We start from the raw sequence: 8,720 nt of genomic DNA on the forward strand, positions 1-8,720 counted from the left end.
AGTAAGACTCGCTACACTGTGCGATCTAAACACCTTAAATGATAGGTGTTGGCTCTTAAGCTGGGTTTTCTTTTATCAATCAAAGCTAATGATAAACTCAATCAAAACTAGGCGTCACTAGGTTCATCGATATCGATGCGAGTCACACGCTGCAAACCTCTTGGGAGCAGACCACCACGACGACCACGCTCACCACGGAAGTTTTCAAGATCCGCAGGTTTCAAGCCAAGTTTACGTTTGCCCGCGTAAATAGTCAGCGTTGCATTCTCTGGAATAGCCATCAGATGCGATACAAACTCTTCACGCTCTTTTGCTTTCGCAGAAGGGATGTTGATGATCTTGTTGCCTTTACCTTTGCTCAGCTGAGGTAGGTCTTTAATAGGGAACAACAACATACGGCCTTGGTTAGTAATTGCCAGAATCTGATTACTGTCCAAGTCAGCAATAGGGCTTGGCAACATCACTTCAGAAGCTTGTGGCAAGTTAACTAACGCTTTACCGCTCTTGTTCTTTGACAGCAGATCGCTACCCTTACAAACAAAGCCATAACCTGCATCAGAACCGACTAACCATAATTGTTCATTCTCTCCCATCACCACTTGGCGAATCGAAGTACCTGGGCTGACGTTCAGGCGGCCTGTAATTGGCTCACCTTGGCTACGTGCCGACGGTAATGAATGAGATTCAAGGGAGTAGCTTCGGCCATCACTGCCAAGGAACACCGCTTGTTGGTTACTCTTACCCTTAGCACTCGCTAAGAACTTATCACCAGATTTGTAGTTCAAGCCTTCAGCATCAACTTCATGCCCTTTAGCATGACGAATCCAACCTTTCTCAGACAACACAACCGTGATTGGTTCGCTTGGTACTAAGTCGCGTTCTGTTAGCGCTTTCGCTTCAGCACGCTCAATCAGAGGTGAACGACGATCATCGCCGTATTTATCTGCATCGGCTTGGATTTCTTTCTTGATCAACGTATTCAAGCGACGCTCTGAACCGAGTAGCTTTTCAAGCTTTTCGCGTTCAGCTTCAAGCTCTTCTTGTTCCGCTCGGATTTTAAACTCTTCTAACTTAGCTAAGTTACGAAGTTTAATATCAAGAATAGCATTGGCTTGAATTTCAGAAATGTTGAAACGGCTCATCAATACAGGACATGGTTCGTCTTCTGTACGAATGATTTCAATCACTTCATCGATATTAAGATAAGCAGCAAGCAAACCTTCTAAAATGTGCAAACGTGCTAGTACTTTATCTAAACGGTACTGCAAACGACGGCGAACGGTCGTGCGACGGAACTCAATCCACTCTTTCAGAATTTGAACTAGGCCTTTCACTTGAGGACGATTGTCTAAACCAATCATGTTCAAGTTAACGCGGAAGTTTTTCTCTAGATCCGTCGAAGCGAATAGGTGACTCATCAATTGGTCACAGTCGATACGGTTTGAACGAGGAACGACAACGATGCGAGTTGGGTTCTCGTGATCCGATTCATCACGCAAGTCGTCAACCATTGGCAGCTTCTTAGCGCGCATCTGGTTAGCAATTTGCTCAAGTAATTTCGCACCTGACACTTGATGAGGTAAAGCCGTGATAACAATATCAGAGCCTTCCTTGTGCCAAACCGCGCGCATCTTGATACTGCCACGTCCTGTACGGTAGATCTTTTCGATGTCCGACTTCGGTGAAATAATCTCAGCCTCTGTCGGGTAATCAGGGCCTTGAATGAAACCCATCACATCTGGAAGTTCAGCTTTCGGCGTATCAATCAAGTGAATCGCTGCGTTCGCCACTTCACGGACATTGTGAGGCGGGATGTCAGTCGCCATACCTACCGCGATACCAGTAATACCGTTAAGTAAGATGTGAGGCAGACGTGCAGGCAACATTTGAGGCTCTTTCATGGTGCCATCAAAGTTTGGTTGCCAATCAACGGTGCCTTGACCTAGTTCACCTAGAAGAACCTCAGCAAACTTAGATAATTTTGCTTCGGTATAACGCATCGCAGCGAACGATTTCGGGTCGTCCGGAGCACCCCAGTTACCTTGACCATCTACCAATGGGTAGCGGTAAGAGAACGGCTGCGCCATCAATACCATCGCTTCGTAACAAGCAGAGTCACCGTGTGGGTGATACTTACCTAATACGTCACCAACGGTACGTGCTGATTTTTTGTATTTCGATGCAGCTGATAAGCCCAGCTCAGACATCGCGTAGATAATACGACGCTGTACTGGCTTCAAGCCATCACCGATATACGGTAATGCACGATCCATGATCACGTACATTGAGTAATTTAAGTAGGCATCTTCGGTGAACTTGCGCATTGGCAGCTGTTCAACGCCATCATATGTAATTTCGTTAGACATCCATTATACCTCGGCCATATCACCGTTAGTCTGTAGCCATGTACGGCGATCATCTGCACGTTTTTTACCAAGCAGCATGTCCATCATCTCGTTGGTCGCTTCGTTGTCATCAATCGTTAATTGAACAAGGCGACGGGTGTTTGGATCCATGGTGGTTTCACGCAACTGAAGTGGGTTCATTTCACCCAGACCTTTGAATCGTTGCACGTTGATCTTGGCTTTCTTCTGCGATAGTCGCTCAAGCACACCGTCTTTCTCTGCGTCATCGAGTGCGTAGAACACTTCTTTACCGCAATCGATACGATACAGAGGGGGCATTGCCACATAGATATGACCCGCTTCAACCAATGCATGGAAATGGCGAGTAAATAGTGCACATAGCAGTGTCGCGATATGAAGACCATCCGAGTCCGCATCGGCAAGGATACAGATCTTACCGTAACGCAGGCCTGACAAGTCATCGTTATCGGGATCGATACCCAGAGCAACCGAAATATCATGTACTTCTTGTGAAGCCAATACTTGGTCCGCTGACACTTCCCATGTATTTAGGATCTTACCGCGAAGTGGCATCACCGCTTGGAACTCACGATCACGTGCTTGTTTAGCAGAACCACCCGCCGAGTCCCCTTCCACGAAGAAGATTTCGGTACGACTTAAATCTTGAACCGAACAATCGGTTAGCTTACCCGGTAATGCTGGGCCTGAAGCGATCTTCTTACGCACAACCTTTTTGCTTGCGCGCATACGACGGTGAGCATTCGCAATACAAGCTTCAGCTAACTGTTCTGCCAGTTGTGGTTTTTCGTTCAACCACAAGCTAAACGCATCTTTTACCACACCAGAAACAAACGCAGCGGTTTGACGAGAAGACAAGCGCTCTTTTGTTTGACCAGCAAACTGCGGATCTTGCATCTTCACCGAGAGTACGTACGAACAGCGATCGAAAATATCGTCGCCCGTTAGCTTAACCCCACGTGGTAGCAAGTTGCGGAATTCACAGAACTCACGCATTGCATCAAGCAGACCTTGGCGAAGACCGTTTACGTGTGTACCACCTTGTTTAGTCGGTACTAAGTTCACGTAACTTTCGGTGATCATATCACCGCCTTCTGGCTGCCAAATGATCGCCCAGTTTGCCATTTCTGTTTCAGCTACGAATTCGCCAACATACGGTTCTTCAGGAAGTAAGGTGTAACCTTTCACGCCTTCGGCAAGGTAGTCTTTTAGGCCATCTTCATAGAACCATTTATGTTCTTCACCGCCAACCTTGTCGACAAAGGTAATTTCTAAACCTGGGCAAAGAACTGCTTTTGCACGTAGGTTGTTAATTAGACGAAGTGTCGAAAATTTAGAGCTATCGAAATATTTTGGATCTGGCCAAAAATGTACCGTCGTACCTGTATTGCGATGACCACAAGTACCTGTAACAGTAAGATCCGTTACGGCATGACCACCTTCAAGGGCAATTTCATGTACCTGACCGTCACGGCGAACCGTCACTTCAACACGTTTTGACAACGCGTTTACCACCGAGATACCTACCCCGTGCAAACCACCTGAAAACTTGTAGTTATTGTTCGAGAACTTACCGCCAGAGTGGAGCTTAGTTAAAATCAGCTCAACACCTGAGATCCCTTTTTCAGGGTGGATATCAACCGGCATACCACGGCCATCATCCGTCACTTCTAACGATTGGTCAGCATGCAACACGACTTTAATCTTCTTAGCGTGTCCCGCTAGTGCTTCATCAACCGAGTTATCAATGACTTCTTGGGCAAGGTGGTTTGGTCTTTCTGTCTCGGTATACATTCCCGGGCGATGTCGCACGGGGTCGAGACCTTCAAGTACCTCGAGGTCTTTTGCATTATATTGTTCAGTCATAATACGGAGTTTACTCAAAAAGTTGGCGTCAGTTCGCTGGCTCTAGTTTGACTAAAGCGAAATCATTACTATGAACCGTCATAGTAGAGCGAACGAGCGAAGTATTGGGGAATATAGTCTGGAAGCTGAGTAATGATGTCAAGCTAGTTCAAAAACTAAGGCATCAAACTATGATATTTCACCACTGATAGATGAAATAACAGTCAAACAAGAGAAAATTACTTGATTGCTGAAACAGATTAAAGATTTAGAAAGGTGATGATTTGTTGGGGGTAGCGTTCAAAATTAACAAAGCTATGATCCCCCCCCTCTTCTACTGTCTGTACTGCACCTTGGTACTTCTCTACCGCTTGTCGGTAATCCAGAACTTCGTCTTCCGTTTGCTGAAGTAACCAGAAGTCACTCGGCTGAGCGATAGCCGGAACCTCTAACGCCTTCAGTTCATTGATATGTTTTGTTTCCAGAACATATCGCTCTTCTGTATATGGATTTACTTGTTCACCTAAATAGTCAGCAAGAAGCTCATACGGCTTAACGGCTGGGTTCACAACCACAGCTTTAAAGCCATAGTGACTATTCAGCCATGTTGAAAGATAGCCACCCAACGAGCTACCTACCAACGCTATCTGATATTGCTCTTTATATTGCTCCACCAGTTGCTGCAAATAAATGGCCGCTTGCTGAGGAAAACTCGGCAGTTGAGGTGTCATCACCTTGATATCAGGACGATGCTCCGCGCAATAGTCAGCCATCACCGTTGCTTTGTGAGAACGAGATGAACTGTTAAAACCGTGAATATAGAGAAGCAGTGGCGGCTTAGCGGCTTGCTGTTCAGAATCAAACATCAATAACCTGCCGCTTCAAAATCAGGTAAGAATTGTCCATGAGGTAAACGGCGAACTTGCGTGCTTACTGATCCATCTTGATGCAATTCAATCTCTCTCCAACCAGGCGACAAAGTATCAACCGCAAAGTCATCTGAATTAGGTTTGAATTGCACACAAGTCGACGGTGTTGCCATGACTTGTACACCATGATGATCTCGATTCATGTCTTGATGAACGTGACCACACAGTACGGCTTTCACATTGGTGTGCTGTTGAACCACTTCCCAAAATTGATCAGCATCTTTCAGATTATGTTGATCCAGCCATGCACTGCCAACCAATAGTGGATGGTGGTGCAGCAGAACCAAGGTATTACGTTCGGGAAATTCGGTTAGCTTTTGTTCTAGTAGATCAAGCTGTTGATCACTGAGACGTCCGTGAGGCACGCCAACCACTTGCGAGTCCAGCATCACCATCTGCCAATTATTGCCTAGCAAGACATGCTCAACGCACTGTATTTGTGGTGATGGTAAAACACTGCCCATATTCGGTTTGAAGTCATGATTCCCTGGCAACCAGTAACACGGTTTATCCAAAGGTTGAATTCCTGACTCAAATTTTTGGTACGACTCAGCACTGTGATCTTGAGAAATATCACCGGTTGCTAAAATCGCTTGATAGTCAAAGCCCTGACTAACAATGGCATCGACTACAGCACGAAAGCTATCTTGAGTGTTGATGCTTAATAAGCTGCCATTGCTCGGCGCAAATAAATGCGTGTCCGTTAGCTGTACAAGCTTAATACTGCTCTCATCAAATTTTGAAGTGTGTGATAATTCCAAAATAACAAATCCAGATACGTTACTGTTTAGACTTTAAAAGTGTTTTTAAATAAGCTCAATTAAAAAGAAACTGGAGTTCGGCTGATACCCGTTTTTAAACAAAACGTTAACCATTCCCCAAGAAATTTGTTCAATTGAAATTTCTCATCCTTTTGCAGAAGTTTTGTGTTGGGATAGTCATATTTTGCTTTGACTCGCGAAAAATCCCCGCTAGCGCACACTTCTGCAACTCGAGCGTCGTGATATAGCCTGACAGACATTTTTGGCAAAGGAAACACTGGCATCGCGTCACTCTGACATATATCTATTAATGTGGTGTATTTTGTGACCTCATTCACTGTCAATTGATACACCATATTAACGGCTTGGTAACAGCGAACGTCACCAACCTCATGCTCAACCGGTAACAGAGCATTAAGTTTGGCATAGTTAGTCTCGTAAACTCGCATCAATTCAGCCAGATCGACATGATACGGTTTTTTGACTGCTATATTTGGCATGACGTTAATCTATCCACTCTAACTGTAATTCTTGGTAGTTCAATTGTAGCCACTGCAGCGCAATGATCGTGGCGCCATTTTCAAACACACCGTCTTTTACTAACTGATAAGCCTCTTCGCGACTCATCACTTGTACGCGAATATCTTCACCTTCGTAATCCAATCCGTGAACCCCTTTTGCTGTCGTGGCGTCAACACAGCCAACAAAGACGTCTAGCTTTTCTGAGCAACCACCGGATGAAGGATAATACGAAGTAATAGGCAATACAGATCCGACGTCGACCCCCGCTTCTTCCATCGCCTCACGACGAGCAACATCTTGTGGTGATTCATCGGTATCAATAATCCCAGCAACAATTTCGTATTGCCACGGGTTCTCATGATCTAGAGCACCGACACGGATCTGTTCGACGATCACGACTTCGTCACGTACAGGATCATAAGGTAGCAAAGCGGCAGCATGTCCACGCTCAAACATCTCACGCTCGATTGGTTGGCTCCAGCCGCCCTCAAACAGTCTATGTTTAAATGTGTACTTAACCATTTTGAAAAAACCACGAAACAGCGTCTCTTTTGAGACTATTTCCACATCTTGCGGAGTAAACTCATGTCGTTGATTGTCATACTGTTGCATTTGATACCTCACTAAGTGATCTTATAGTTTACTCATTGTCCGAGTTAACTACCAAGGATAAGGTTCAACTTTTAGTATAAAACTTATAATTAAAGTTAAGTTTTAAAAAATAAATATTGCACAAGTGGACAGTTAACTGTAAAAAAGTGCAAAGTTTCGAGTAAATTACCACCAAACTGGGTTAAACTCTTTTAAAGAAAATTCCATTAAAGGCAGGAATAGGAAAATGAAAAAACTGCTTCCACTATTTATCAGTGCAGCAATTGGCAGCCTGAGTTCGTCAGCTTTCGCTGATACGCTAGCTGAGGTTTACGACCAAGCAAAACAGAACGATCCTCAACTTCTTCGTTCAGCAGCGAAGCGCGATGCCGCTTTTGAAGCAGTAACGTCAAACCGTAGTGATTTGCTACCACAAATTGACTTGAGAGCTAACTACGACATCAACCGTGGTGAGCGAAGTGATGTAAATAATGACAGCAATCAATGGGGAGCTGGAATTTACTTTTCTCAGGAGCTGTACAAGCGCTCTTCTTGGATCACGCTAGATACAGCAGAGAAAAAAGCTCGCCAAGCTGATTCTTCATACGCAGCAGAGCAACAAGCTCTGATCCTTCGTGTTGCTACCGCTTACTTCGAAGTACTTCGTGCTCAAGATAGCCTAGAGTTTGTTCGTGCAGAAAAAGCCGCAGTTGCTCGTCAACTGGAACAAACTAAGCAGCGCTTTGAAGTTGGCCTTTCTGCCATCACCGATGTGCATGATGCGCAAGCTCAGTACGATGGTGTTTTGGCTGATGAAGTTTTAGCAGAGAACACTCTGATTAATAACTACGAAGGTCTACGTGAAATCACAGGTCAAGAGCACTCTAACCTAAACATCTTAGATACAGACCGCTTCTCAGCAAGCAAATCGTCTGAATCTGCTGTTGCACTGGTTGAGCAAGCTCAAGAGAAAAACCTGAAGCTATTGGCATCACGTATTGATCAAGATATCGCTAAAGATAACATCACGCTAGCAAGTTCTGGCCACCTACCTAGCCTAACCTTAGACGGTAACTACTCTATTGCAGATCAGTCAAAAAGCTCTCAAGACTACGACCAAGATAACCTAAACGTCGGCTTAAATTTAGTTGTGCCTCTATACACAGGTGGTAGTACAACTTCTTTGACTAAACAGGCTGAATACAACTACGTTGCAGCAAGTGAAGATCTTGAAGCGACTTACCGTAGCGTTGTGAAAGACGTTCGTGCCTTCAACAACAACATCAGTGCTTCAATTGGTGTGCTACGCGCTTACGAACAGTCTGTTGTTTCTGCTCAGTCGGCTCTAGAAGCTACAGAAGCAGGTTTTGATGTAGGTACTCGTACTATCGTTGACGTACTAGATTCAACTCGTCGTCTATACGATGCCAACAAGAACCTTTCAGATGCTCGTTACAACTACATCCTAAGTGTACTTCAGCTTCGTCAAGCTGTTGGTACGCTAAGCGAACAAGACATTGTTGATGTAAACGCAGGTCTAAAAGTCGCAAGTAAGTAATGCTTAAATCCTAGTTAAATACTCTAACCAGAGTATTTAATAAAGTGACTAGATTACCGTTACAAAAATGCCGCTCAATGAGCCAACACCTATCATTTAAGGTGTTTAGATCGCACAGTGTAGCGAGTCT

At 44.7% G+C, this 8,720-nt stretch carries 7 protein-coding genes; 1 reads left to right on the forward strand and 6 read right to left on the reverse strand.

Translation table 11 applies throughout. The features are described from left to right. Positions 1 to 107: 107 nt before the first annotated feature. The 6 genes from parC to nudF form a co-directional block, all read right to left on the reverse strand. Entirely contained in the window at positions 108 to 2,366 is a 2,259-nt protein-coding gene (gene parC, locus AB6C75_RS21850) for a DNA topoisomerase IV subunit A (RefSeq protein ID WP_012603199.1), read from the reverse strand. A 3-nt stretch (positions 2,367 to 2,369) separates the two neighbouring features. Then, entirely contained in the window at positions 2,370 to 4,250 is a 1,881-nt protein-coding gene (parE, locus tag AB6C75_RS21855; RefSeq protein ID WP_012603198.1) for a DNA topoisomerase IV subunit B, read from the reverse strand. Between the two features lie 239 nt (positions 4,251 to 4,489). Further along, positions 4,490 to 5,095 (reverse strand): esterase YqiA, encoded by a 606-nt coding sequence (gene yqiA, locus AB6C75_RS21860; protein ID WP_017101355.1) that lies wholly within the window; start codon positions 5,093 to 5,095, stop codon positions 4,490 to 4,492. Next, a complete protein-coding gene (gene cpdA, locus AB6C75_RS21865) occupies positions 5,095 to 5,919 on the reverse strand; it encodes a 3',5'-cyclic-AMP phosphodiesterase (protein WP_009848963.1) in 825 nt (274 codons plus the stop codon). Before cpdA ends, yqiA begins: the two co-directional genes overlap by 1 nt. 59 nt (positions 5,920 to 5,978) lie before the next feature. Continuing rightward, positions 5,979 to 6,419 carry a DUF1249 family protein gene (locus AB6C75_RS21870; RefSeq protein WP_009848962.1) on the reverse strand — a complete coding sequence of 147 codons (441 nt, stop codon included), beginning with the start codon at positions 6,417 to 6,419 and terminating at the stop codon, positions 5,979 to 5,981. 4 nt (positions 6,420 to 6,423) lie between these two features. Further along, entirely contained in the window at positions 6,424 to 7,053 is a 630-nt protein-coding gene (gene nudF / locus AB6C75_RS21875) for an ADP-ribose diphosphatase (RefSeq protein WP_372109233.1), read from the reverse strand. Positions 7,054 to 7,279: 226 nt separating this feature from the next. Between nudF and tolC the strand changes: the two genes are divergently transcribed. After that, positions 7,280 to 8,590: an outer membrane channel protein TolC gene (tolC, locus tag AB6C75_RS21880; protein ID WP_372109235.1), complete on the forward strand. Its 1,311-nt coding sequence runs from the start codon at positions 7,280 to 7,282 to the stop codon at positions 8,588 to 8,590. The last annotated feature ends 130 nt before the right edge of the window (positions 8,591 to 8,720 follow it).

This window comes from Vibrio sp. 10N.237.312.B06 (genome assembly GCF_041464685.1).
In the GTDB taxonomy this organism is placed as follows: Bacteria; Pseudomonadota; Gammaproteobacteria; order Enterobacterales; family Vibrionaceae; genus Vibrio; species Vibrio tasmaniensis_A.